This is a genomic window from Kluyvera sp. 142486 (assembly GCF_046569695.1).
Taxonomy (GTDB): domain Bacteria; phylum Pseudomonadota; class Gammaproteobacteria; order Enterobacterales; family Enterobacteriaceae; genus Kluyvera.
This window is the reverse complement of sequence record NZ_JBKHUI010000021.1, coordinates 1-23,348: the sequence shown is the minus strand read 5'-3', so window position 1 is coordinate 23,348 and position 23,348 is coordinate 1. Positions and strand designations below refer to the sequence as shown.

At 57.3% G+C, this 23,348-nt stretch carries 23 protein-coding genes; 7 read left to right on the top strand and 16 right to left on the bottom strand.

All coding sequences use genetic code 11. The annotated features are described in order from the left end of the window. Nucleotides 1-252 precede the first annotated feature (252 nt). The 5 genes from treR (at nt 253) to nrdG (ending at nt 7,620) form a co-directional block, all read left to right on the top strand. Complete coding sequence (gene treR / locus ACLGE8_RS19705) at nt 253-1,200, top strand: trehalose operon repressor TreR (RefSeq protein WP_411000624.1); 948 nt, start codon at nt 253-255, stop codon at nt 1,198-1,200. 193 nt (nt 1,201-1,393) lie between these two features. Then, the gene (treB, locus tag ACLGE8_RS19700; RefSeq protein ID WP_185669153.1) at nt 1,394-2,815 is read left to right on the top strand and encodes a PTS trehalose transporter subunit IIBC; all 1,422 of its coding nucleotides are present in this window, start codon (nt 1,394-1,396) and stop codon (nt 2,813-2,815) included. A 54-nt stretch (nt 2,816-2,869) separates the two neighbouring features. Next, nucleotides 2,870-4,513, top strand: coding sequence for an alpha,alpha-phosphotrehalase (gene treC / locus ACLGE8_RS19695; RefSeq protein WP_411000621.1), 1,644 nt, complete (start codon nt 2,870-2,872; stop codon nt 4,511-4,513). Nucleotides 4,514-4,908: 395 nt separating this feature from the next. Next, nucleotides 4,909-7,047, top strand: a complete 2,139-nt coding sequence (gene nrdD, locus ACLGE8_RS19690; RefSeq protein WP_411000619.1) for an anaerobic ribonucleoside-triphosphate reductase — start codon at nt 4,909-4,911, stop codon at nt 7,045-7,047. 108 nt (nt 7,048-7,155) lie between these two features. Continuing rightward, nucleotides 7,156-7,620 (top strand): anaerobic ribonucleoside-triphosphate reductase-activating protein, encoded by a 465-nt coding sequence (nrdG, locus tag ACLGE8_RS19685; RefSeq protein ID WP_123651106.1) that lies wholly within the window; start codon nt 7,156-7,158, stop codon nt 7,618-7,620. Between the two features lie 3 nt (nt 7,621-7,623). On the opposite strand, the gene ACLGE8_RS19680 is transcribed toward nrdG, so the two are convergent. From ACLGE8_RS19680 to pmbA, 14 genes are all read right to left on the bottom strand, one after another. Beyond that, on the bottom strand, nt 7,624-7,908 hold the full coding sequence (locus ACLGE8_RS19680; protein ID WP_411000616.1) for a type II toxin-antitoxin system RelE family toxin: 285 nt from the start codon (nt 7,906-7,908) through the stop codon (nt 7,624-7,626). Beyond that, a complete protein-coding gene (locus tag ACLGE8_RS19675; RefSeq protein WP_035892763.1) occupies nt 7,898-8,140 on the bottom strand; it encodes a type II toxin-antitoxin system RelB/DinJ family antitoxin in 243 nt (80 codons plus the stop codon). Before ACLGE8_RS19675 ends, ACLGE8_RS19680 begins: the two co-directional genes overlap by 11 nt. 77 nt (nt 8,141-8,217) lie before the next feature. Next, nucleotides 8,218-10,128: a BglG family transcription antiterminator gene (locus ACLGE8_RS19670; protein ID WP_411000614.1), complete on the bottom strand. Its 1,911-nt coding sequence runs from the start codon at nt 10,126-10,128 to the stop codon at nt 8,218-8,220. Between the two features lie 22 nt (nt 10,129-10,150). Continuing rightward, nucleotides 10,151-11,302 (bottom strand): lactonase family protein, encoded by a 1,152-nt coding sequence (locus ACLGE8_RS19665; RefSeq protein WP_411000612.1) that lies wholly within the window; start codon nt 11,300-11,302, stop codon nt 10,151-10,153. Between the two features lie 243 nt (nt 11,303-11,545). Next, complete coding sequence (dagF, locus tag ACLGE8_RS19660) at nt 11,546-12,286, bottom strand: 2-dehydro-3-deoxy-phosphogluconate aldolase (RefSeq protein WP_411000610.1); 741 nt, start codon at nt 12,284-12,286, stop codon at nt 11,546-11,548. Continuing rightward, nucleotides 12,283-13,401: a DgaE family pyridoxal phosphate-dependent ammonia lyase gene (locus ACLGE8_RS19655; protein WP_333499732.1), complete on the bottom strand. Its 1,119-nt coding sequence runs from the start codon at nt 13,399-13,401 to the stop codon at nt 12,283-12,285. The genes dagF and ACLGE8_RS19655 overlap by 4 nt, the downstream gene beginning before the upstream one ends. After that, nucleotides 13,385-14,518 (bottom strand): amidohydrolase/deacetylase family metallohydrolase, encoded by a 1,134-nt coding sequence (locus tag ACLGE8_RS19650; protein WP_411000608.1) that lies wholly within the window; start codon nt 14,516-14,518, stop codon nt 13,385-13,387. Before ACLGE8_RS19650 ends, ACLGE8_RS19655 begins: the two co-directional genes overlap by 17 nt. Nucleotides 14,519-14,625: 107 nt before the next feature. Beyond that, entirely contained in the window at nt 14,626-15,270 is a 645-nt protein-coding gene (locus ACLGE8_RS19645; RefSeq protein ID WP_035892755.1) for a DUF4310 family protein, read from the bottom strand. Between the two features lie 12 nt (nt 15,271-15,282). Next, a complete protein-coding gene (locus ACLGE8_RS19640) occupies nt 15,283-16,059 on the bottom strand; it encodes a DUF4311 domain-containing protein (RefSeq protein ID WP_123651112.1) in 777 nt (258 codons plus the stop codon). 21 nt (nt 16,060-16,080) lie between these two features. Beyond that, nucleotides 16,081-16,380 carry a DUF4312 family protein gene (locus ACLGE8_RS19635; RefSeq protein ID WP_395596518.1) on the bottom strand — a complete coding sequence of 100 codons (300 nt, stop codon included), beginning with the start codon at nt 16,378-16,380 and terminating at the stop codon, nt 16,081-16,083. A 2-nt stretch (nt 16,381-16,382) separates the two neighbouring features. After that, the gene (locus tag ACLGE8_RS19630; RefSeq protein ID WP_004206501.1) at nt 16,383-16,745 is read right to left on the bottom strand and encodes an SFCGS family glycine-rich protein; all 363 of its coding nucleotides are present in this window, start codon (nt 16,743-16,745) and stop codon (nt 16,383-16,385) included. A gap of 10 nt (nt 16,746-16,755) precedes the next feature. Next, on the bottom strand, nt 16,756-17,094 hold the full coding sequence (locus tag ACLGE8_RS19625; RefSeq protein WP_411000606.1) for a glycine dehydrogenase: 339 nt from the start codon (nt 17,092-17,094) through the stop codon (nt 16,756-16,758). A gap of 289 nt (nt 17,095-17,383) precedes the next feature. Continuing rightward, a complete protein-coding gene (gene cybC, locus ACLGE8_RS19620; RefSeq protein WP_411000604.1) occupies nt 17,384-17,770 on the bottom strand; it encodes a cytochrome b562 in 387 nt (128 codons plus the stop codon). A gap of 60 nt (nt 17,771-17,830) precedes the next feature. Then, the gene (pmbA, locus tag ACLGE8_RS19615) at nt 17,831-19,171 is read right to left on the bottom strand and encodes a metalloprotease PmbA (protein ID WP_411000602.1); all 1,341 of its coding nucleotides are present in this window, start codon (nt 19,169-19,171) and stop codon (nt 17,831-17,833) included. Between the two features lie 106 nt (nt 19,172-19,277). Here pmbA and yjgA point away from each other — a divergent pair, with 106 nt between their 5' ends. Then, nucleotides 19,278-19,829 carry a ribosome biogenesis factor YjgA gene (gene yjgA, locus ACLGE8_RS19610; protein ID WP_185669140.1) on the top strand — a complete coding sequence of 184 codons (552 nt, stop codon included), beginning with the start codon at nt 19,278-19,280 and terminating at the stop codon, nt 19,827-19,829. Between the two features lie 143 nt (nt 19,830-19,972). On the opposite strand, the gene ACLGE8_RS19605 is transcribed toward yjgA, so the two are convergent. Together ACLGE8_RS19605 and mpl are read right to left on the bottom strand one after the other, a co-directional pair. After that, nucleotides 19,973-20,494 (bottom strand): GNAT family N-acetyltransferase, encoded by a 522-nt coding sequence (locus ACLGE8_RS19605; protein ID WP_411000600.1) that lies wholly within the window; start codon nt 20,492-20,494, stop codon nt 19,973-19,975. Nucleotides 20,495-20,663: 169 nt separating this feature from the next. Continuing rightward, nucleotides 20,664-22,034: a UDP-N-acetylmuramate:L-alanyl-gamma-D-glutamyl-meso-diaminopimelate ligase gene (gene mpl / locus ACLGE8_RS19600; protein ID WP_035892744.1), complete on the bottom strand. Its 1,371-nt coding sequence runs from the start codon at nt 22,032-22,034 to the stop codon at nt 20,664-20,666. Between the two features lie 176 nt (nt 22,035-22,210). Here mpl and fbp point away from each other — a divergent pair, with 176 nt between their 5' ends. Next, nucleotides 22,211-23,209, top strand: a complete 999-nt coding sequence (fbp, locus tag ACLGE8_RS19595; protein ID WP_411000598.1) for a class 1 fructose-bisphosphatase — start codon at nt 22,211-22,213, stop codon at nt 23,207-23,209. Nucleotides 23,210-23,348 lie beyond the last annotated feature (139 nt).

Below are 23,348 nucleotides of genomic sequence, written 5' to 3'. Positions count from 1 at the left end.
GTGTCACTGCCTCACATCATCGGCAAGGCAGCGAAAAGCTGGCTTACCGGAAAGTTACTCTCCAGATGGAGAGACGGGTGGGATCGGGATCCATACAGCCTCCGGTAAGATTGATAGTAGAAAACGCCGCGAATTATACGCAGAAATTCATAAGGTTTGTGACTATTAGAGCGATATAATAACGTCAGGCAATTCAACGGTACGTCAACCATCAGGTAGACGGCATAAAATATTCACGCGGGGCAACTATTTATGGAAAATCGGCTGACTATTAAAGATATCGCTCGCCTGAGCGGTGTCGGGAAATCAACCGTCTCCCGCGTGCTGAATAATGAAAGCGGCGTTAGCGACCGCACCCGTGAACGCGTCGAAGCCGTCATGGTGCAGCACGGCTTCTCCCCTTCCCGCTCCGCGCGCGCCATGCGTGGGCAAAGCGATAAGGTGGTGGCGATTATCGTCACCCGTCTGGACTCGCTGTCGGAAAACCTGGCGGTTCAGACCATGCTGCCCGCCTTCTACGAGCAGGGCTACGACCCTATCATGATGGAAAGCCAGTTCTCGCCGGAGAAAGTGACCGAACATCTGGCGATGCTGAAACGCCGCAATATCGACGGTGTGATCCTGTTTGGCTTTACCGGCGTAACCGAAGCGATTCTCGGCGACTGGCATTCAACGTTGGTGCTGATGGCCCGCGATGCCAAAGGTTTTGCCTCCGTCTGTTATGACGATACCGGGGCGATTACGCAGCTGATGCAGCGCCTGTTCGAGCTGGGCCATCGCCACATAAGCTTCCTCGGCGTTCCCCCTAGCGACGTCACCACCGGGCAGCGCCGCCACGATGCCTATCAGGCCTTCTGCAAACGCCACCAGCTGACGCCGGTCGCCGCGTTGCCGGGCCTGGCGATGAAGCAAGGTTATGACTTCGCAAGCCAGGTTATCACTCCGGAGACCACCGCGCTTATCTGTGCGACAGACACCCTCGCCCTCGGCGTGAGTAAGTATCTTCAAGAGCAGCGCATCGACAACGTGCAGTTGGCGAGCGTCGGTAACACGCCGCTGACCAAGTTCCTGCACCCGGAAATTATCACCGTCGATCCCGGCTACGCCGAAGCCGGACACCGCGCCGCAGAGCAGCTTATCGCCCAGATCAGCGGTAAGAGTGAGCCGCATCAGATCGTGATCCCCGCCATTCTGTCCTAAGCTTAACAACAGCTTTAATGTGATCGCCGCAGCGTTTCGGGAACGTTCCCATTTTCCCAAAACCGCAAACCCGTTAGGCTAATATTCAGCATATTAATAACGGTTCGATCCTGTGTCCGTCAGATGGCTTGCTAAAAAAAGCCTCTGAAGTGGCGGTATCGGGGAGATCTCACCTCTGTTTTAAGGCCCTATCATGAGCAAAAAAATAGACCAAAAGAACATCGATAAACTTATCGAGCTGGTTGGCGGGCGCGAGAACATCGCCACCGTCAGCCACTGCATCACGCGCCTGCGCTTTGTGCTTAACGATCCGGCCAAGGCTTCCCCGAAAGCTATCGAAGAGCTGCCGATGGTCAAAGGCTGCTTCACCAACGCCGGGCAGTTCCAGGTGGTCATCGGCACGGAAGTGGGCGACTACTACCAGGCGCTGCTTGCCACCACCGGCCAGACCGGTGCGGACAAAGAGCAGGCCAAAACGGCGGCTCGCCAGAATATGAAATGGCACGAGCAGATGATTTCTCACTTCGCTGAGATCTTCTTCCCGCTGCTGCCAGCGCTTATCAGCGGGGGTTTGATCTTAGGCTTCCGCAACGTGATCGGCGACCTGCCGATGAGCAACGGCCAGACGCTGGCGCAGATGCACCCGTCGCTGCAAACCATCTATGACTTCCTGTGGTTGATTGGTGAGGCCATCTTCTTCTATCTGCCGGTCGGTATCTGCTGGTCAGCGGTGAAGAAAATGGGCGGCACGCCGATCCTCGGCATCGTGCTCGGCGTCACGCTGGTTTCCCCGCAACTGATGAACGCCTACCTGCTAGGTCAGCAGGTGCCGGAAGTGTGGAACTTCGGCCTGTTTACCATCGCTAAAGTCGGCTACCAGGCGCAGGTTATCCCGGCGCTGCTGGCGGGCCTGACCCTCGGCTTTATTGAGACGCGCCTTAAGCGCATCGTGCCGGACTACCTGTACCTGGTTATCGTACCGGTATGCTCGCTGATCCTGGCGGTATTCCTCGCGCACGCGATTATCGGGCCATTCGGCCGCCTGATTGGCGACGGCGTGGCCTTCGCCGTGCGTCACCTGCTGACCGGCAGCTTCGCCCCGATTGGCGCCGCGCTGTTCGGCTTCCTGTATGCGCCGCTGGTCATTACCGGTGTACACCAGACCACGCTGGCTATTGATATGCAGATGATTCAGAGCATGGGCGGCACCCCGGTGTGGCCGATGATTGCTCTGTCAAACATCGCGCAGGCCTCTGCCGTCGTCGGCATTATCATTTGCAGCCGTAAGGCCAAAGAGCGTGAAATTTCCGTTCCGGCGGCGATCTCCGCCTACCTCGGCGTGACTGAACCGGCGATGTACGGGATCAACCTGAAGTACCGCTTCCCGATGCTCTGCGCGATGATCGGTTCCGGCATCGCGGGCCTGCTGTGCGGCCTGTACGGCGTGCTGGCGAACGGTATCGGCGTCGGCGGCCTGCCGGGCATCCTGTCGATTAAGCCAACCTTCTGGGGCGTCTACAGCATCGCCATGATCATCACCATCGTAGTGCCGATTCTCCTGACGGTGATGGTCTACAAACGCAAAGAGCGTCAGGGCACGCTGCCCGTCATGTAACACACCTTCTTCGGGGCGCACTTGCGCCCCTGATTCTTATTAGAGGACAACCGAATGAATACACTACCTCACTGGTGGCAAAACGGCGTGATTTACCAGATCTACCCGAAAAGCTTCCAGGACACGACCGGCAGCGGAACGGGAGATCTGCGCGGTGTCACCTCACGTCTCGACTATCTGCAAAAGCTCGGCGTTGATGCCATCTGGATAACGCCGTTCTACGTCTCACCGCAGGTCGATAACGGCTACGATATTGCCAACTACACCGAGATCGACCCCTCTTACGGCACGATCGACGATTTTGACCAGCTGGTTGCCGAGGCGCATCAGCGCGGGATTCGCATCGTGCTGGACATGGTGCTCAACCACACCTCCACTCATCATGCGTGGTTTAAAGAGTCGCTGAAGAAAGAGAGCCCATACCGCCAGTTCTATATCTGGCGCGACGGCACGCCGGACACCCCGCCGAACAACTGGCGCTCGAAGTTTGGCGGCAACGCCTGGCAATGGGACGCGGCCAGCGGCCAGTACTATCTGCACCTGTACGCTACCGAACAGGCGGATCTCAACTGGGAAAATGAAACGGTACGCGCCGAGCTGAAAAAGGTCTGCGAGTTCTGGGCCGATCGCGGCGTTGATGGCCTGCGCCTCGACGTCATCAACGTCATTTCCAAAGACCAGAGCTTCCCGGATGACCATCAGGGCGACGGCCGCCGCTTCTATACCGACGGCCCGCGCGCCCACGAGTTCCTGCAGGAGTTCAGCCGTGATGTCTTTACACCGCGCGGCCTGATGACCGTTGGCGAAATGTCCTCGACCACGCTTGAAAACTGCCAGCAGTACGCCTCTCTCGACGGCAAAGAGCTGTCGATGACCTTTAACTTCCACCACCTGAAGGTGGACTACCCTGGCGGCGAGAAGTGGACGCTGGCGCGCCCGGACTTCGTGGCGCTGAAGTCGCTGTTCAGCCACTGGCAGCAGGGAATGCACAACCGCGCGTGGAACGCGCTGTTCTGGTGTAACCACGACCAGCCGCGCATCGTCTCGCGCTTTGGCGACGAAGGCGAACACCGCGTCACCGCGGCGAAGATGCTGGCGATGGTGCTGCACGGGATGCAGGGCACGCCGTACATCTATCAGGGTGAAGAGATTGGCATGACCAACCCGCACTTCACGACGATTGAGCAGTACCGCGACGTGGAGAGCCATAACATGTATAACGAACTGCTGGCGCAGGGGCGTGATGCCGACGAACTACTGGCGATCCTTGCCAGCAAATCCCGCGACAACAGCCGTACACCAATGCAGTGGGACGCTAGCCCTAATGCCGGTTTTACCAAAGGCAAACCGTGGATTGGCGTCAGCCATAACTATGCAGAGATCAACGCCGAACGCGCGCTGGCAGAGCCTGACTCGGTGTTTTACGCCTACCAGCAACTGATTGCGCTGCGTAAATCTGAACCGGTGCTGACCTGGGGCGACTATGAGGATCTGTTGCCTGAGCACCCGTCACTGTGGTGCTACCGCCGTCAGTGGCAGGGGCAAACGCTGCTGGTCGCCGCCAACCTCAGCGGCGAGCCGCAGGCCTGGGAGCCACCGGCTGGCTCCACCGACGGCGAGGTATTGATGAGCAACTACGATACCCCTGCAGGCATGACGCTGCGTCCGTTTGAAGCTATCTGGTGGCTTCAGCGTTAACCCTCCGGCCCGGTAGCGCCCTGCTGCCGGGCTTCTTCGCATCACGCTGTTTTTTGGTCCTTTTTTGGACACTTCTTGAGCAGAAAAATTTACATTACCCTCAGCGCCTGTCATCTGTACTCTTGCATTTTTACTTTGTTCTGAATCAATAAAAGCGCAAACATCTTTGATGCAAATCACTACATATAGAACTTAAAATGCGTCCCGGCCCAACATATGGTATTTATCGTCTATCATTGCAACAATGATAATCACCAAAAAGATAGACGATATGTGGATAACCTGGGCCGCACACGAGGGAAAGTATTGGTTAATGGAGTGATTACGCCAATCGTCGTTTTCCCGCCTCTGTGGATAACCTGTTCTTATAACGTACTTATAAAATTGGAGTGATCATGACACCGCATGTGATGAAACGAGATGGCTGTAAAGTGCCGTTCAAATCAGAGCGCATCAAAGAAGCAATTCTGCGTGCAGCTAAAGCAGCGGGAGTCGATGACGCAGACTATTGCGCCACCGTCGCAGCAATCGTTAGCCAACAAATGCAGGGCCAGGCGCAGGTTGATATCAACGTGATTCAGACCGCCGTTGAGAACCAGCTGATGTCCGGGCCGTACAAGCAGCTCGCGCGTGCCTATATTGAATATCGCCACGACCGCGACAGCCAGCGTGAGAAACGCGGTCGTCTGAACCAGGAAATTCGCGGCCTGGTTGAGCAGACCAACTCGGCGCTGCTGAACGAAAACGCCAACAAAGACAGTAAAGTGATCCCGACCCAGCGCGACCTGCTGGCCGGTATCGTCGCTAAGCACTACGCTCGCCAGCACCTGCTGCCGCACGACGTGGTGATGGCGCACGAGCGCGGTGTTATCCACTACCACGACCTCGACTACTCGCCGTTCTTCCCGATGTTCAACTGTATGCTGATCGACCTGAAAGGCATGCTGACTCAGGGCTTTAAGATGGGCAACGCGGAAATCGAGCCGCCAAAATCCATCTCTACCGCAACTGCGGTGACCGCGCAGATTATCGCGCAGGTAGCCAGCCACATTTACGGCGGCACCACCATCAACCGTATTGACGAAGTACTGGCGCCGTTCGTTGCTGCCAGCTTCAACAAGCATCGCCAAACCGCTGAAGAGTGGCAGATCCCGAACGCGGAAGAGTATGCCCGTTCTCGTACTGAGAAAGAGTGCTACGACGCATTCCAGTCGCTGGAGTATGAAGTCAACACGCTGCATACCGCCAACGGCCAGACCCCGTTCGTGACCTTTGGTTTCGGCCTCGGTACCAGCTGGGAATCCCGCCTGATTCAGCAGTCCATTCTGCGTAATCGTATTGCGGGCCTCGGCAAAAACCGCAAAACCGCGGTGTTCCCGAAACTGGTCTTCGCGATCCGTGATGGCCTTAACCACAAGCCGGGCGATGCCAACTACGACATCAAACAGCTGGCGCTGGAGTGCGCAAGCAAGCGCATGTACCCGGACATTCTCAACTACGATCAGGTGGTAAAAGTCACCGGTTCGTTTAAAACCCCAATGGGCTGCCGCAGCTTCCTCGGCGTGTGGGAAAACGAGGACGGCGAGCAGGTTCACGATGGCCGTAATAACCTCGGCGTTATCAGCCTCAACCTGCCGCGTATCGCGCTGGAAGCAAAAGGCGACGAAGCCGCGTTCTGGTCACTGCTGGACGAACGTCTGGTGCTGGCGCGTAAAGCGCTGATGACCCGCATCGCCCGTCTGGAAGGGGTGAAAGCCCGTGTGGCGCCAATCCTCTATATGGAAGGGGCCTGCGGCGTGCGTCTGAAAGCGGACGACGATGTTTCCGAAATCTTCAAAAACGGTCGTGCGTCTATCTCCCTGGGCTACATCGGCATCCACGAGACCATCAACGCGCTGTTCGGCAATAAGCATATGTACGACAGCGAAATGCTGCGTGAAAAAGGCGTGGCGATTGTTCAGCGTCTGCGCGACGCCGTTGACCAGTGGAAAGACGAAACCGGCTACGGCTTCAGCCTGTACAGCACGCCAAGCGAAAACCTGTGCGACCGCTTCTGCCGTCTGGACACCGCCGAGTTCGGCCTCGTTGAAGGCGTGACCGATAAAGGCTACTACACCAACAGCTTCCACCTCGACGTGGAGAAGAAGGTGAACCCGTACGACAAGATTGATTTTGAAGCGGCCTACCCGCCAATCGCCAACGGCGGCTTCATCTGCTACGGCGAATACCCGAACATTCAGCACAACCTGAAGGCGCTGGAAGACGTGTGGGATTACAGCTATCAGCACGTGCCGTATTACGGTACCAACACGCCAATCGACGAGTGCTACGAGTGCGGCTTTACCGGTGAGTTCGAGTGCACCAGCAAAGGCTTCACCTGCCCGAAATGCGGTAACCACGACGCTGCGCGCGTCTCCGTGACCCGCCGCGTCTGCGGCTACCTCGGCAGCCCGGACGCCCGTCCGTTCAACGCCGGTAAGCAGGAAGAAGTGAAGCGCCGCGTGAAGCACCTGGGTAACGGGCAGCTCGGTTAAGTTCGAGCGGTTTGCCCCCTCACCCTAACCCTCTCCCCTCAGGGGAGAGGGGATCGTTTTACCGCTCGCTGCACGACCGTATACCGGCCGAAAATCTGGAACGCGAACATGAATTACCATCAATACTACCCCGTCGACATCGTTAACGGCCCCGGCACCCGCTGCACGCTGTTTGTTTCTGGCTGCGTTCACGAATGCCCCGGCTGCTACAACAAGAGCACCTGGCGCGTGAACTCCGGCCAGCCGTTTACCGCCGAGATGGCCGACCGCATCATCGCCGACCTGAACGACACCCGTGTAAAACGCCAGGGGATTTCACTCTCCGGCGGCGACCCGCTGCACCCGCAAAACGTGCCGGAAATTCTCAAGCTGGTGCAGCGCATCCACGCCGAATGCCCCGGCAAAGATATCTGGGTCTGGACCGGCTACAAGATTGACGAACTCAACGCCGCACAGATGGAGGTCGTCGACCTTATCAACGTGCTGGTTGACGGTAAGTTTGTGCAGGACTTAAAAGACCCGGCGCTTATCTGGCGCGGCAGCAGTAATCAGGTGGTGCACCACCTACGTTAAGCGTTACAGTCGTTTATGTGCATCCTGATAAACGGCTGACCTTTCTCGTTTTCCCACCGCGATAACAAAAACAACCACAACGTCGTCGCGCACCTGATACACCAGCCGATACCCAGACGCTTTGAGCTTTATTTTGTAGCAGTCAGGAAATTCATGCAGCCTGGCAGAAGGCACTTGTGGGTGCTGCAGCACCTTTGCCAGACGGCTTTTAAACTGTGCTTTTACCGTTTCACCGAGCTTGTGCCACTCCCGGAGCGCACGGGGATCAAACGCCAGCTCATAGGTCATCCAGACTAACCTTGATGCCCTTCTCCGGATTAGCCAGACGCTCCCGAACGCTTTGCAGTAGCGCCTCTTCGCTATCGCTAATGGTCACCGTTTTTACCGGCATGCGCCCATTTTCGGCCACGTACTGAAAGAGAAGCCGGACGGCTTCGGTTGGCGTGATATCGAGTTTTTCCAGCACGGCATAAGCCTCTTTTTTGAGATTATCGTCCAGTCGGACGTTGAGCGTGGCCATTATGCCTCCAGAAAGCGTAAAGATGTAATGCATTATAGCATTACACTTGAATTACATTACATTCTGGATAACGCCTCTCAAAACCGGCTGACGCACTCCATCGCTACCGCTTTAAACTCATCAAAGCTGCGGGTTGCAGAGAGGCGCGTCATGGCGCGTTCGCGCAGGAAGGTGACGAAAATATCGTAGATAGCCATCGCCTCTTCATACTCGCTTTTGCTAATTGCCAGCAGGAAGATGATGTGGGCGGTTTCGTCGCCCCAGGCGATGCCCTGAGGGGCAATGACGGTGTAGACCACGGTTTTTTGCGCCAGCAGCCCGAGGGCGTGCGGCAATGCAATGCCATCGCCGAGCATGGTGCTGACAATGGCTTCACGCTCCACCACCGAAGCGTGGAATGCTTCGTCGACAAACCCTTCCTGCTCAAGCTGCTGGCAGAGTTCGGCAAACAGCGTCTGTTGGTCCATCGGGCCGTCGATAACCCGAAAATGGGCGGCGTCGAAGAATTTGTTCAGCATCCACGGGCGGGTGCGGTCGACCAGCACCAGCTTGCCAATCTGGTCCAGCTGGTAGTCCGTAGGGAACGGTGAAATGGTGACGACCGGCTTCTCTTTTTCGCTGATGCGCACCGTGGAAATGACAAAATCTTCGCTCACGCTTTCCAGCTGTTCGTACTCACGTTGGGATAGAGTGGCGGCAATCTCCACCTGCGGGTATTTGCGCTGCAAAATGGCTTCAATCACCCGCACCATGGCGTTACCGGCATCGCATACCAGCAGCACCTTTGGCTGGCGCTGGTAGCCGATATTGTAGTGGCGCTCTAACCCCACGCCGATGTGCAGCACCAGAAAACCGATTTCGTTTTCGCTGATGGTGTAGGGGGTATATTTCCCCCAGCTTGAAACCGCCGCCAGCGTCATATCCCACGCCATCGGGTAGTGCTGCTTGATGTTATCGAGCAACGGGTTGGGGATCATAATCTGGTAGCGCACGCGGGTGATCATGGTCTTAATGTGGGTCAGCAGGTCCGCGTGCAGCTGCGCGTCATCCAGCAGGTTGTAGTTATACTGCTGGTTGATATAGCGCAGGATGTAGTTCACCAGCGCTTCGTCATCGTCGGCGCTGATGGTTTCCGGGTCGACGTCCTGAACCTGCCGCGCAGCAAGATGCACGCACAGCCAGGCTTCTTCGGCCTGAGAGAACGGTTTTCCGGTGAGCTTTTGCAGCGCGCTGGCCACGTCATGAGCGACATCACGCACGTTCTGCGCGACCTCTTCGGCGCTGAAATCCGCCAGCGGATAGCCGTCACTTACGCGGCGTGCGACGACCGCACCGTACAGGCAGATAAAGCGCTCCCCGACATCGGTCAGGCGCACATGATGACGCACCAGCGTCTCTTCCAGCACGGCCTCCAGCGTGGCTGGCACGCTGTCATCAAACGCTTCCTGGCGGATCATCGGATTGAGCGGTCCCTGCTGGCTTAACTCCCACAGCAGGTCGGTCAGACAGGCGCGAATCGACACTTCGCTGCCAAACAGCTTCATGCCATGGCGCGGGCGCGTTTCGAGCGTCAGCTGATAGCGCTGAAAGCGCTCGCGCACCTCTACCATATCGCCCTGCAGCGTCGCGCGGCTGACAAACCATTCATCGGCGAGATCCTCAAGCTTGATAGAGAACGCCGACGTCAGAAAACGCACCAGCAGAAAGTGAATGCGATCCTGCGCGGTGCGGGGAATGTGCTGCGGTTTAGGCGCTGTCTCTTCCAGCGTCTGATAGCGAGAAGGATCGTCAATCTTCAGCTGATAACCGCTGCCGCGAGCCAGCACAAACTGTGCGCCATAGTTCATCAGCAGCTCATTCAGTGCCGTGATATCGGCGCGCACGGTACGGGTCGAAACCGACAAGCGCTGCGCCAGTTCATCCTGCGGCAGCGTTTCGTTTTGCAGCAGAGTAAAGAGTTGCGCTAAACGTTGATTGGGAAATCTCACGTCGGTTCCTTCCTGTTACGGCTTAAGGGGTGGCAGAAATCACCATCTGGGATGGGCTGCCAACCGGGGTGTAGTCCGGGGAGAACGTCAGTTTTCCGTCCTTCGGCGCGACGCTAAAGCGGGTGATATTGTCGCTACGCTGATTCATCACATAGAGCCAGTGCCCTTGCTTATCCAGCGTTAACGTTCGCGGATAGTCGCCACGCGTCCAGATGTCATCCTGATGTTTCAGGCTGCCATCGGCCATCACGGTAAAGTGGGCGATACTGTTGTGTAAGCGGTTAGCGACGTACAGCTGCTTGCCGTCCTGGCTTAATACCAGACCGGCGGCAAAGCTGGTGCCTTTGTACTCTTTTGGTAAGGCAGAGACCGTTTTCCCTTCGCGCAGCAGTCCGCTCTGTTTATCGAGGTGATAAAAGGTCAGCGTGGAAGCTTCTTCGTTAATCAACCATAATCCATTCCCGGCAGGGGTGAAGACAAAATGTCGCGGCCCCGCCCCGGCGGACGATGCGGCGATAAACGGCGGGTCGTTCGGCGTCAGCTTGCCGCTGGAGCTGTCCATCCGGTACTGATAGATGCGGTCGAGCCCCAGATCGGTGGAGAAGACAAACTGCCCGCTCGGATCGGCCGAGATCATATGGGCATGCGGGCCGTTATGATCGCTGACCGCAAAGCTGCCTTCTGCCGCCGCAGCCGGTCGCGCTGCGCCAGCGGGGCCTTGATCCTGATGCACATCTACCGCCTCACCCAGGCTGCCGTCCTCTTTCACTGGCAATACAGCAATTGAGCCACTCACGTAGTTGGCGACCAGCAGATGGCGGCCATCTGGCGTCAGCGAGAGATAGACCGGCCCCGCGCCACCGGAAGCTACCTGATTCAGCTCGCTGAGCTCACCGCTCGCGGCAATGCGCCACGCCTGCACCACACCTTTTTCTACTTCGCTGGCGGCGTACAGGGTTTTGCCATCCTGGCTGACGGTCAGCTGCGCGACGTTCGGCAGCGCACTGACGAGCGCTTTATCGCGCAGCTCGCCGGTTTTGCCATCGACGGTAAAACGGTACAGACCTTCGCCGTTAGGGTTGTAGGTTCCCACCCAGGCGTACTGGGTTTGCGCGGCGGCGCTGGCGGCAAGCAGAGGGAGTGAAGCAACAAGCAGGTGACGAGCGGTTTGCATAGTGACTCCTTGATGGTTCGGTGGGGGTTTTTCCCCTCACCCTAACCCTCTCCCCAAAGGGGCGAGGGGACCGTTCGGCACGTTTACGCACGAGCGGCGCAAAAGGCACGATAGGTTTTCTCCCTCTCCCCAAAGGGGCGAGGGGACCGTTCGGCGCGTTTACGCACGTTCGGCGCAAAAGGCACGGTAGGTTTTCTCCCTCTCCCCTATGGGGAGAGGGCCGGGGTGAGGGGGCTAATCGCACTACTTAACAAGCTGTTTCGTCATATCCAGCAGCTGACGCACATCCGCCGGACGCGTATTCCCGCTCGCCTTATCAATAATCGAGCTATAAATATGGGGGATAATTTTGCTAACTCCAGCATCCAGCGCAATTTTCAGGATTTCACCGTAGTTGTCGAGGTCAATGCCGCCAGTTGGCTCCAGCCAGAAATCATGGCGCGCGCAGGCTTCGGCTACCACAACAAACTCATCGCGATGCTTCAGGCCACCCATCGGGAAGTATTTAATCGAGCTACCGCCCATATCTTTCAGCAGGGCAATCGCCGTTTCCAGCGGCACAATGCCGTCCGGCGCGTTGCTGGACAGCGGGCCGGTGGAGATTTTGACCATGCCGACGGTGCCGGTTGGCGACACCAGACCGTTGACCACGGTCTCGTTCTGCCCCAGCAGCGCACGGCTGGTGCCGACGCCGGTGAAGACCTGATTTACGTGCTGTGGCTGAACCTGGCGGGAAATTTCGCTGACCATCGCCGACTGGTTCGGGTCGCCTGCGCCCAGGCCAACAGACAGCGCGTTATCAATCAGCTTTGCGTATTCACGCATATCGGCCACCGCGCTGGCGATGTCCGGATAGTTTTTGGAGAGCACGCCCACCAGCACATGACCTTCCGCCGCTTCATAAATCTCGCTGGCGTTCTGCTTGCTGCCTGCCAGAACGTTCAGGCAGACGCGGTCACGGTAAAAGTTTGGGGTCAGTTTCATGCTTTTTTCTCCTGGTTTAAGACTTCAGCAATACGACGGGAGACAATCTCCAGTTGCTGCGCATCCACGCTGCGGACATCGGCTTCGATAATGCCTTCGTTGGCCTTGTAGCCGCGGAAGTAAATGGCGTATTCGCCCTGCTTCAGCGCCGCCACCAGGTCGCCGGTGTGGACGCCGGTCACGGCTTCATCAAATTTAATCTCGGCGCGCGCAATGTCGCGGCCCGCGCTGTCCCACACCACGCGGGCGGTCACGCCGTTGAGCGTATTAAGCTGATTGATGAACGGGGTCATTTTCGCCACCATCTCTTCGCCGCTCTCTTTGGTCGCCGTCAGGTAATGTTCAATGGCGCAGGTCAGGCCAAGAATGCCCTCTTTGCCCACCTTCATCGCACGACCAATGCCGTTAGACTGACGTTTGACCCACTCCACATACTGGGTTTTACCGATCACCAGCCCGCTGGTTGGCCCTTCAATGGCCTTCGCGCCGCTGTAGATAACGAGGTCTGCGCCCGCGCGGTAGTAGGCCTGTAAATCTTCTTCCGCCGCCGCATCAACAATCAGCGGCAGGTTGTGGCTACGCGCGACCGCCGCGGCCTGCGCCACGTTGAGCATGCTTTTCTGCACGCAGTGGTGGGATTTAATGTACAGAATGGCTGCGGTACGCGGGGTGATAGCTGCCGCCAGCTGGTCGGCAGAGCATTCGTTGGCGTAGCCCGCTTCCACCAGCTTGCCGCCGCCCAGCGCCACCATGGTGCCGACCGGTGCGCCGAAGTTGACGTTGTGGCCTTTCGGCAGCACGATTTCGTTGTTTTCAATCGGGGTGACGTGCAGGTTTTCCAGCAGCCAGTCGCTGTCTTTTACCAGCACCGCCGCCACCGACTGCGCAATCCCGGCGGAGGCGCAGGAGACAACGGTCGCTCCTTCTACATCCAGCAGCTTCGCAATGTAGGCACCGGTTTTATTCACCAGGTCTTTCATCTCGAAGTACTGGTTCATGCCCGCCATCGCGGCTTCCACCACTTCCGGGCGCGGCGTAGAAACGCCAAGAATCGTCATACGGCCGGAGGTGTTAATCACCTGTTTTAAATCGTATTTCTCAAAAATCGAAGGCATTTTCCGCACTCCCTTGTTCGGTCAGATAGCCCTTGCCCGCGCGGATCGCGGCAAGCGGCAGCAAAATCTTGTCAGCCTGAAGGCTCTCTTTTTCCGCATCCACCAGCACCGTTGGGGTCTGGGCAACGGTAAACAGCGTCAGGTCTGCGTCATAGCCCACCGCCAGTTGCCCTTTACGAGTCAGGCGCAGGCCGTCGGCGGCATGGGCGGTGACGCAGTCAATAACCTGCGGCAGCGACATACCGATGGCGAGGAACTTCGACATCACCAGCGCCAGCGAACGCACCGGGCCGTCGATACGGTTACGGCAGTAGATATCGGAGCTGATGGTGTGCGGCAGAATGCCCATCGCAATCGCCCTGCGGGCCACTTCAAAGCTGAAGCTGGCGGTGCCATGGCCGACGTCGAGGCGCACGCCGCGCTTTAAGGCACGCACGATGGAGCCGCGCAGTTCGCCTTCCGGCGTCAGAATGCGGTTTGGTTTACCGTTGTAGCAGTGGGTGATGATGTCGCCGGAGCTCAGCAGCTCGGCAATTTCATCGAGGTTTGGCGGGTTGTTGCCAATGTGCACCATTAATGGCAGGTCGCCGTTTTCTTTCTGGATGGCTTTACCACGCTCCAGCGGCGTAATGCCGTTTTCGCCGACCACGCTGCTGCTCATGCGCGCTTTCAGGCCAACGATAAAGTCCGGGTGGCGCGCCACCGCCTGCTTCACCGCTTCCGCATCGATATTGGCCATATTGGCCAGTTCGTTCTGGGCAATCAGCCCGACGCGGGAGATGTTGAGCAGCGCATAGACCTCGGTCGCGGCTTTGCGGGTCAACTGGTAGAAATCATCCACGTCGTCGGCCCCGGTGCTGCCAGCATCAATCACGGTGGTGACACCGGTGGCGATACCGACGCTGTCTGGTTCATCGTGATAAATCGGTGAATTCGGGTAGCAGTGGACGTGGGAGTCAATCCAGCCAGCGCTGGCGTAGTATTTGCCGTCAAGGTCGATGGTTTTCAGGGCAGGCGCGCTAATCTCGCCCAGCGCCGCGATTGAACCGTCCTTGATGGCGATATCAGTCAGGGTATCGTCGACGAGGCGCGCACGGCGCAGGAGTAAATCAAACATATCTCTCTCCTGTTGGAATGGGGGCGTGTAGGCCTGATAAGCGCAGCGCCATCAGGCGGCGTTGCCGGATGGCGGCTACGCCTTATCCGGCCTACAACGAAACGCTATCAGCTAATAGCCACCGGGAAGATGGAGCCCAGCAGCATCGCGCCGAGAATGGCGCCGCCGGTAATCGGCTTCTGCCAGACATAGAAAATCAGCGCGCCAATCAGCGAGCCTACGCCGATGGGAATCGAAGCGGTCATGGCGCTGAGGATAATCAACGGGCCGAGGAAGCGACCGGAGGCGTTACCCGCGCCCATCATCACGTCGGCCCCGTAGGTGGAGTCGCTCTGATTGATGGTGAACTTACGCGCCAGGATGATGATGTAGCCAATCGCCAGACCAATCACCAGCCCGGTAATCAGGGAGGCGATAAAGTTGGTCACCGGGAACATGATGCCCGCGCCCAGCAGCAGCGCTGGAACGCCGAGGCCAACCCCGGTCTGGATAGCGCCGCCGATGTCCAGAATCCCCACCAGCGAACCTTCGATGATACGGGCGAACAGGAAGCTCGCGCCGAACGCGGCAACGGCACCGTAAGCCCCGGTATCAATCCCGGCTTTCAGCATCGCCACGAAGGCCACTTCGTTGAAAGCGCCGATGCCGTAGAGGTAGTACATATGCGTCCCGGCGAACACGCCGGAGGAGAGCAGACCAACGAAGATCGGGAACGACCAGTCGGCATACCAAAAACCTTTATTTTGTTCCATGTCAGGCTCCCGTTATTTGCCGCTGATTGAGCTGTGGATCAGATCCAGCCAGTTCGGTACGGTCAGGTGGAAGGATTCAATCATCTTCATGTCGAAGCCGCGGAAGAAGGCGCTCAGGACAAACAGTGCAACGATAGCGCCCATCATCACTTTGGTGACGCGATGCCAGCCGCTCTCTTCTACACCTTTACCAATCAGAATACCCAGTACCAGGCCCGGTACGGCGTTACCCATAATCAGCTGCGCTGCGCCGCCGAAGATGGTGGCCCAGAAGCCTGATTTTTTACCGGCATCAATCGCCGCCAGCCAGAAGATAACCGGCATCACGGTGTTCACCAGCAGGTTGGCTGCCGGAACCAGTACCTTAACGGCAGTGACCTGCAACGCCTGCGGTACGGAAGAGGCCGTCAGGTTAAGGAAGGCCACCACAATCATGCCGATGATGCCGCAGGCAATCGCCATTTTACGTGGGTCATGCAGCGTCTCACCGACATTGCGATTTTTCACCATCAGTGCCGCCGCGCCCCAGTTCGGGATAATGCGGTGGTCAACGTCCTGGGTGAAGGAACCTGCTGCGACGGAAGAAGCCCAGGCGTTAAAGAAGAAGCCAAGGCCAAAGGAGAAGTGGGAAGCCGGATCGCCTTCGCAGGAGTTCAGCTCGCCCAACGTACGAAACGCCCCCATCCCCTGCGTGGTGGGCGCGTGAAACATGCGTGCCGCTCCGGCGCCCACGCCGACGCCAACCAGGCCGCCGATAATGAGCGATTTTATTAAAATTATCAGGAACATAGTCTGACCCTTTGGTGAAAATCAGGTGTGCGTGACGAAATCCACTTTATCGATATCAATGGCGGTCACGTTGACGGTCACGTCCAGCTCCACGCTGTACGCTCGTCGTTCACGGCGTAAAAAGAAGAATAAGAACGCCTCTTTTCGTACCGCTTCGCGCGCATGAACAACCTGCACATCCTGTGGCTCAATACGCAGTAAGATGCGCGATGATGTTTTCATCACCGCTGCCTGCACGTGGTTCAGGGCATCGGCGAACGCCCGTGTTTTGCTTTCGCCTTTGCCCGTGACCCTCACCGTGGTGGTGAATTGCTCTTTCATACTCAAGCGCCGTACTTCTTCTTCCAGGCCTCTACCAGGCGTTCGCCCAGCTCTTCTTTATCCATAAAGCCGAAGCCCAGCACGTTGCAGCCTTCGTTGATAGCGGTGACGCCCTCTTCCACCGAACGCATGCCGTATTTCGCTTTGTAGCCATATTTGGTCTGCGCGGTGATAGCACCCGCACCGCCGCTGCCGCAGAAGGAGATACCGAAGGTCGCGTTCTCGGCCTTCATCATGTCGCCCAGCTTCATGTCGGCGGCAACGCCCGGTACCACAACTGCACGAGCACCGGCTTTTTCCGCGCCAGCGGCAACTTTTTGTCCTTTACCCAGGCGGTCGCCAATTACTACGGTGATCTGTTCCATTTGTTGCTCCTTACAGGTTGTCTTTTGCTACTTCGAAGTGAACGGAGAGCAGCCAGGCCTCTTCATCAGGCAGGTTGCCGAACGCCGCGACCACTTCGCGGGCAAGCATCATTGAATCGTCAGAAATCTCTTCAAACAGGCTTTCATCCACTTCCGGCAGCGGCTCGCCGCTGATGGACCGGTGGGCCATGGCCCGCACGTGGGAGGTCAGCATTTGCTCCTGCACGTCGTTAGGGGTGATACCGCGGCGGCGTAACAGTGCGAACACCTGCTGCAACATCTTGTCGGCCAACCGTTCGGTCTGTAGCGCCTGCTCCCCTGCGTCGTGTATTACCGCTCCGTTATTCACTCGTGATACCCCGCTAATGTCTCTGGGGATAAACCTACCGCCGGGGGATGGGAGTTTGTAGCGAGTTGTTTTCCACTTCGAAGTGGAAAGGTAGACGGCTTGAGTGATCGGATTCACATATTCGCCACGAAAGTAACGATTTCGATATATTCTCGTGATGAATATCACGTCTGAGGGACAAGGTCATTGGAAAGGCGAATGGCAAAACGAAGGTGAAAAGTGTGATATCGGTGAAGTTTTCGGGGGAGAAAGACGGAAGGCGTCAAGGCGACACCTTCCGGAGATAGGGTTAGCGGAACTTCTTGTGGTTCTCGTTGCGGGTGGTTTTGAAAGCTTCCGCGGCGGCCTGGGCTTCTTTCACTTTGCCCTCGTTCGCCAGCTTCAGCGCACCATCAATCTGACCAATCAGCGTATCCATACCATGACGATAGTCTTTCATTTCTGCGCTGTCAGCCGCTTTGCCTTCCAGCTTCGGCGGGGTCTCTTTTTTAGCGTCTTCCGCCGCGGTACGCATCTTCGTCAGCGCCGCTTTCAGCTCACCCGCGTCGGTGGTCTTCTGCACGACCTGCAGATTTTCCGCCAGGGTGTCCATATCTTCGCCCAGATCGGCGAAGGCAGAAGCCGAACCCAGCGCCAGCGCGGAGACCGCCAGCATCGCTACCAGTTTTTTACGCATTGCTCACTTCCTTTTTATTATTTAAGCGAACGGGCGCAGCAGGATGCGCCCAATACGTGATTACTGCCCGGCGATTTTCATCTCCGGAAGCAGTACGGAACCACATTGAATATTACTGCGTGTCTCAATATCGTCGGCGATGGTGACCATATTGCGCCACATGTCTTTCAGGTTGCCAGCGATGGTGATTTCACTCACCGGATACTGAATTTCGCCATTCTCAACCCAGAAGCCGGATGCACCGCGAGAGTAGTCGCCGGTGATGCCGCTAACACCCTGCCCCATCAGTTCAGTCACGACAAGACCCGTGCCCATCTCTTTAAGCAACTTTTCAAAACTCAGGCCGCGACCGGCAATGCGCCAGTTGTGGATACCGCCCGCGTGACCGGTGCTCTTCAGGCCCAGCTTACGCGCGGAGTAGTTAGTCAGCAGCCACTGGGTCAGCACGCCGTCTTTAATGATGTCGCGACGCTCGGTGCGCACGCCTTCGCCGTCAAACGGCGTGGAGGCCAGCCCTTTCAGCAGGTGCGGGTGCTCTTCAATGGTCAGCCACTCAGGCAAAATTTGCTTGCCGAGGGAGTCCAGCAGGAAGGTGGATTTACGGTAAACCGAACCACCCGCAATCGCGCCCACCATGTGACCAAAAAGCCCGGTTGCCACTTCATTCGCGAAAATCACCGGCGCTTTCATGGTGGAGAGCTTGCGCGGCTCCAGGCGAGACAGGGTGCGACGCGCACACTCTTCACCGACCCATTCCGGGGATTTCAGATCGCCCAGCGCGCGGCCGATGGTATAAGCGTAGTCACGCTCCATGTCGCCGTTCACTTCGGCAATCACGCAGCTGGACAGGGAATGACGGGTTGAGCAGTAGCTTTGCAGCATGCCGTGGCTGTTGCCAAAGACTTTAATGCCGTAGTGGCTGTTGAAGCTGCCGCCTTCGGTATTGGTAATACGTTTATCGGCCTTCAGGGAAGCCTGCTCGGCGCGGGCCGCCATTTCGATGGCTTCATCCGGGGAGACTTCCGCCGGGTGGAACAGGTCAAGATCCGGAGCTTCAAAGGCCAGCAGCTCTTTGTCTGCCACGCCTGCACACGGGTCCGGCGAGGTGTAGCGTGCGATGTCTAACGCCGCCTGTACGGTACGGGCGATAGCATCCGGGCTCAGGTCGGTGGACGACGCGCTGCCTTTACGGTTCTGGTGATAGACGGTGATCCCCAGCGCCCCGTCGCTATTGAATTCGACGTTTTCGACTTCACCATAACGGGTGCTTACGCCGATGCCGGTGGTCTTGCTGACCGCCACTTCCGCGCCGTCTGATTGAGTGGCTGCCAGTTCCAGCGCCATAGAGACCGCTTTTTCCAGCGCAATACGTTGTTGTGCAACTTGTGTGATCACTTTCATCGTCTAAGCCATAATCTGAGGTAAAGTTAAATGAAGTCTAACAGAGAACCCTTTCTCAGTATGCGCTCAAGCTGTTAGTATTAGCCTCTTTTTTAAGGAGCCTGAAATGACAAAGCAGCCCGAAGACTGGCTCGACGACGTCCCCGGTGATGATATCGAAGACGAAGATGATGAAATTATCTGGGTCAGCAAGAGTGAAATTAAACGTGATGCCGAAGAGCTGAAGAAGCTTGGGGTAGAACTGGTTGAGCTCGGTAAGAACGCGCTGGATAAAATCCCGCTGGACGCAGACCTGCGCGCCGCCATTGAACTGGCACAGCGTATTAAGATGGAAGGCCGCCGCCGCCAGCTGCAGCTGATTGGTAAAATGCTGCGTCAGCGTGACGTAGAACCTTTCCGTCAGGCGCTGGATAAGCTGAAAAACCGCCACAACCAGCAGGTTGTTGTTTTCCATAAACTGGAACAACTGCGTGACCGTATGGTTGACGGTAGCGATGAAGCTATCGAAGAAGTGATGAACCTGTGGCCTGACGCCGACCGTCAGCAGCTGCGTTCACTGGTGCGTAACGCCAGGAAAGAAAAAGCCGGTAACAAACCGCCAAAGTCTTCCCGCCAGATCTTCCAGTATCTGCGCGAGCTGTCCGAACACCAGGACTAAGCTTCAAGAAAATGCCCTCTTCGTGAGGGTATTTTTTTATCTGCGTGAGACCGCCTGATGGCGCTACGCTTATCAGGCCTACAATTGGCTCCGAATGTAGGCCGGGTAAGGCGCTTACGCCGCCATCCGGCAATGATGCCTCGTTATGCCATCACAATCCGGCACAAATCATCGTTGAAACGCTGGTACTGCGCCTCGTCAATCGGCTGCGGGTAGCTCAGCACTATCAGCTCATGATCGGCGATGCCCGCATGATAGGTCGGGTGCGCATGCGGCCACGGGTTGGCGAAGAATCCCATGCTTTCATAGAAACGCAGGCGTTTGTGGGCAACCTCGGTGGTCAACGGGTCGATTTCCAGAATCGTTTTCGGCGCACGTTCAAGGATTTGCCCCAGCAGACGTTTGCCGTACCCCTGCGAACGCAGGCTGCTGTCGACGGCCAGATGTTCAATATAGACGTAGCCGTCGAACGCCCAGCATCCGCTCATGCCAATAAACTGCTCGCCATCGAACCACGCTTCCAGCGCGTAGTGCGGGGAGTTGAGCGCGCGCTGCTTAGCGGGGAGTTCGCGCTGTTCGTGCCAGGGAAAGGCGTGGGTGTAAAGGGTATCGAGTGGGGGGAATAGGACGGAGTCGGTTGAGGTGATTTTTTTAGCGGTAAGCATTTTTGGGTTCCGGGGAAAGGGCTAGATCGAGCGAGCTCCCCTCACCCCGGCCCTCTCCCCAAAGGGGCGAGGGAGAAAACCAACCGTGCTAGCGGCTCGATCGGTCCCCTCTCCCCCGTGGGGAGAGGGTTAGGGTGAGGGGCAACCCGCTCAGCGCAACATCAGCGAATTACTCCTGCTGCGCTTTCTTCGCCAGCCCGTCGAGCAGCTTCTGATGAATGCCGCCGAAGCCGCCGTTACTCATCACCAGAATATGGTCGCCGGGCTCGGCGCTCTTCACAATCATATCGGCCAGCGCATCTACGTCAGCGCTCCAGTGCGCGGGCTGCACGCAGGCTTCTGCCACTTCCGCAACCTGCCACGGAATATGCTGCGGCTGTAGCAGGAACACTTCGTCGGCGCGGCCCAGAGACGGCGCCAGGTCGTCTTTGCAGACGCCCATTTTCATGGTGTTCGAACGCGGCTCCAGCACGGCAATGATTTTCGCCGTGCCGCCAACTTTGCCGCGCAGCGCCTGCAGCGTCGCGAGGATAGCCGTTGGGTGGTGCGCGAAGTCGTCATAAACGCAAACGCCGTTAGCTTCACCACGAAGCTCCAGACGACGGCGGGCGTTGATAAAGCTGCCCAGCGCGTTGGCGGCATCGGCTGGCGTCACACCGACATGACGCGCGGCGGCAATCGCCATCAGGCCGTTATGCATGTTGTGTTCGCCGACCAGGCCCCACTTCACTTCACCGACTTTTTCACCGTCGAGCAGTACTTCCCACTCGGAGGCGTCGGTATTGAGTTTTTTCGCCTGCCAGTGGCCCTGTTCGCCCACCAGCTCCTGCTCGCTCCAGCAGCCCATCGCCATCACCTGTTTCAGGTTGGCGTCGTTTTCCGGCAGGATGATACGGCCCTGGCCCGGAACGATGCGCACCAGATGGTGGAACTGTTTCTGGATAGCTTTCAGATCGTCGAAGATGTCCGCGTGATCGAACTCAAGGTTGTTGAGGATCAGCGTACGCGGGCAGTAATGCACGAATTTGGAACGCTTATCGAAGAAGGCACAGTCGTATTCATCGGCTTCAATCACGAAGAACGGGCTGTCGCCCAGACGCGCGGAAACCTCGAAGTTACCCGGTACGCCGCCGATCACGAAGCCCGGCTTGTAGCCGCACTCTTCGAGGATCCAGGTCGCCATACCGGCGGTGGTGGTTTTGCCGTGGGTACCGGCAACCGCCACAACCCAGCGATCGCGCAGCACGAAGTCGTGCAGCCACTGCGGGCCGGACATATACGGAATGTTCTTCTCCAGCACCGCTTCCACACACGGGTTGCCGCGCGTCATGGCGTTGCCGATGATCACCAGATCCGGCTGCGGGTCGAGCTGACTTGCGTCATAACCCTGAATTAAATCAATGCCTTGCTTTTCAAGCAGCGTGCTCATCGGGGGATACACATTGGCATCCGAACCCGTGACCTCGTGACCCAGCGAACGAGCCAGCATCGCCAGACCGCCCATGAAGGTGCCACAAATACCCAAAATATGAATGCGCATACGTCACTATCCTTTTTTTATCTGCCCCGCATTTTACCCATATGTTTGCCGGCAGAGAAATGCATTTAAGGATATTCCGTAGTTTGCTGGCGCGATTCACCAGTGCGAATTTTTTTTATTCTTTGTTAAGATTGTTGCAGTCGTTTTACTCAACATCCACTGTCAGGGAAAGTGTTATGAAAACGTTAGGTGAATTTATTGTCGAAAAGCAGCACGAGTTCTCTCATGCTACCGGTGAGCTCACTGCTTTGTTGTCGGCAATAAAGTTAGGTGCCAAGATCATCCACCGCGATATCAATAAGGCCGGCCTGGTCGATATCCTGGGTGCCAGCGGCGCAGAAAACGTACAGGGAGAAGTACAACAAAAGCTCGATTTGTTCGCAAACGAGAAGCTGAAAGCCGCACTGCGCGCCCGTGACATCGTCGCCGGTATCGCCTCCGAAGAAGAAGACGAAATTGTCGTATTCGACGGCTGCGAACACGCGAAGTATGTGGTCCTGATGGACCCGCTGGATGGCTCATCTAATATCGACGTTAACGTCTCTGTCGGTACTATCTTCTCTATCTACCGCCGCGTAACCCCAGTGGGCACGCCGGTCACCGAAGAAGATTTCCTGCAGCCGGGCAACCGCCAGGTCGCCGCGGGCTATGTGGTTTACGGCTCCTCCACCATGCTGGTGTACACCACCGGTTGCGGCGTACACGCCTTTACCTACGACCCGTCTCTGGGCGTGTTCTGCCTGTGTCAGGAGCGTATGCGCTTCCCTGAGCGCGGTACCACCTACTCCATCAACGAAGGTAACTACATCAAGTTCCCGAACGGGGTGAAGAAGTACATCAAGTTCTGCCAGGAAGAAGATAAGTCCACGCAGCGCCCGTACACCTCACGCTACATCGGTTCTCTGGTTGCCGATTTCCACCGCAACCTGCTGAAAGGCGGGATCTACCTGTACCCAAGCACTGCCAGCCACCCGGATGGGAAGCTGCGTCTGCTGTATGAGTGCAACCCAATGGCGTTCCTCGCGGAACAGGCCGGCGGTAAGGCCAGCGACGGGAAAGAGCGTATTCTGGATATCGTGCCGGAAACCCTGCACCAGCGTCGTTCGTTCTTCGTGGGTAACGACCATATGGTTGAGGACGTTGAGCGTTTGATTCGCGAGTTCCCGGACGCGTAATCGCAGTACCCCGGCCTACATACGTAGTAGGCCGGGTAAGCTCAGGGTATGAACCGGAAACATAGGTAACACTTTAGACCGGATACATGGGTAACAGTTATAACTGGCATAGAAGAGGAGACTCGCTATGCCCTGGACT

Coding starts and splice junctions, on each gene's coding strand:
- nrdD (WP_411000619.1), top strand. CDS start 4,909: ATGACACCGCATGTGATGAAACGAGATGGCTGTAAAGTGCCGTTCAAA.
- treB (WP_185669153.1), top strand. CDS start 1,394: ATGAGCAAAAAAATAGACCAAAAGAACATCGATAAACTTATCGAGCTG.
- ACLGE8_RS19680 (WP_411000616.1), bottom strand. CDS start 7,908: ATGACCTATGAGCTGGCGTTTGATCCCCGTGCGCTCCGGGAGTGGCAC.
- ACLGE8_RS19605 (WP_411000600.1), bottom strand. CDS start 20,494: ATGCTTACCGCTAAAAAAATCACCTCAACCGACTCCGTCCTATTCCCC.
- nrdG (WP_123651106.1), top strand. CDS start 7,156: ATGAATTACCATCAATACTACCCCGTCGACATCGTTAACGGCCCCGGC.
- ACLGE8_RS19640 (WP_123651112.1), bottom strand. CDS start 16,059: ATGTTCCTGATAATTTTAATAAAATCGCTCATTATCGGCGGCCTGGTT.
- ACLGE8_RS19655 (WP_333499732.1), bottom strand. CDS start 13,401: ATGCCTTCGATTTTTGAGAAATACGATTTAAAACAGGTGATTAACACC.
- ACLGE8_RS19635 (WP_395596518.1), bottom strand. CDS start 16,380: ATGAAAGAGCAATTCACCACCACGGTGAGGGTCACGGGCAAAGGCGAA.
- mpl (WP_035892744.1), bottom strand. CDS start 22,034: ATGCGCATTCATATTTTGGGTATTTGTGGCACCTTCATGGGCGGTCTG.
- treC (WP_411000621.1), top strand. CDS start 2,870: ATGAATACACTACCTCACTGGTGGCAAAACGGCGTGATTTACCAGATC.
- ACLGE8_RS19650 (WP_411000608.1), bottom strand. CDS start 14,518: ATGTTTGATTTACTCCTGCGCCGTGCGCGCCTCGTCGACGATACCCTG.
- ACLGE8_RS19645 (WP_035892755.1), bottom strand. CDS start 15,270: ATGGAACAAAATAAAGGTTTTTGGTATGCCGACTGGTCGTTCCCGATC.
- treR (WP_411000624.1), top strand. CDS start 253: ATGGAAAATCGGCTGACTATTAAAGATATCGCTCGCCTGAGCGGTGTC.
- ACLGE8_RS19630 (WP_004206501.1), bottom strand. CDS start 16,745: ATGGAACAGATCACCGTAGTAATTGGCGACCGCCTGGGTAAAGGACAA.
- dagF (WP_411000610.1), bottom strand. CDS start 12,286: ATGAAACTGACCCCAAACTTTTACCGTGACCGCGTCTGCCTGAACGTT.
- cybC (WP_411000604.1), bottom strand. CDS start 17,770: ATGCGTAAAAAACTGGTAGCGATGCTGGCGGTCTCCGCGCTGGCGCTG.
- ACLGE8_RS19675 (WP_035892763.1), bottom strand. CDS start 8,140: ATGGCCACGCTCAACGTCCGACTGGACGATAATCTCAAAAAAGAGGCT.
- yjgA (WP_185669140.1), top strand. CDS start 19,278: ATGACAAAGCAGCCCGAAGACTGGCTCGACGACGTCCCCGGTGATGAT.
- fbp (WP_411000598.1), top strand. CDS start 22,211: ATGAAAACGTTAGGTGAATTTATTGTCGAAAAGCAGCACGAGTTCTCT.
- pmbA (WP_411000602.1), bottom strand. CDS start 19,171: ATGAAAGTGATCACACAAGTTGCACAACAACGTATTGCGCTGGAAAAA.
- ACLGE8_RS19665 (WP_411000612.1), bottom strand. CDS start 11,302: ATGCAAACCGCTCGTCACCTGCTTGTTGCTTCACTCCCTCTGCTTGCC.